This is a genomic window from Vibrio sp. 1288 (assembly GCF_033344475.1).
In genome coordinates this window covers 1-803 of the sequence record NZ_JAWPOX010000346.1, presented here as the reverse complement: position 1 = coordinate 803, position 803 = coordinate 1, and the positions used below count along the sequence as shown (strand labels likewise).

Below are 803 nucleotides of genomic sequence, written 5' to 3'. Positions count from 1 at the left end.
CTCAAAAAGTCAAAATATCACTTTAAATTCAATGCGTTAATTTGCATTCATTTTGCTTATTACTGACAAATCAACCAGTAAGAACCGTGTCTTCTGGGTACTTAATCAAGGTTGGTTCTGGTCTCGCTAACATATATGCGAGCGTCAAAGGTCCAATACGGCCAATGGTCATGACGACGATGATGATGTACTTACCTGGTTCTGAAAGCTCTGCTGTCAAACCTGCAGTAAGCCCAACCGTTGCAAAAGCAGAAATCGTTTCGAACATCACTTTGTCAAAAGAAGCTTTCTCCGTCAGCATCAACAAAAACATCGCGGTGGTGAGAATTGCTCCGCTCACCACAATGATTGCCAGTGACTTCGTTACCGTTGGCCAGTTTACCGTTCTCTTAAACATCACCACGTGTTTCTTTTGACGCAAGAACGTCCACGTCGCCATAAACGCGACAGCAAAAGTAGACACCTTGATACCGCCACCCGTAGAGGTCGAACCCGCACCAATCAACATCAAAACGATCATGATGAGTAATGCCGGTTGCGTGAACTGCGTTAAATCAACACTGTTAAAACCCGCTGTCCGCGCACTGGCTGATTGGAAGAAAGCGGCCAACCATTGCCCGCCAATAGTGAGCGACCCCATGGTGTTGGGGTTGTGACGTTCCAAAAGCCAAAACAGCACCGTTCCCACCAACAGCAGTAACGGCGTGGCAATCAGCATGATTTTGGTGTGAATATGTAAGAAGTGGAAACCTTTACGCCAATGTCGCCAAACGTCACCAATCACAGTGAAACCCAAGCCGCCA

General features: G+C 46.7%; 1 protein-coding gene. It reads right to left on the bottom strand.

Annotated elements, in window-relative coordinates; translation table 11 throughout:
• Window positions 1–70: 70 nt before the first annotated feature.
• The coding region (locus R8O11_RS26675; RefSeq protein WP_318194803.1) for a potassium transporter TrkG at window positions 71–803 on the bottom strand (733 nt) is incomplete at its 5' end.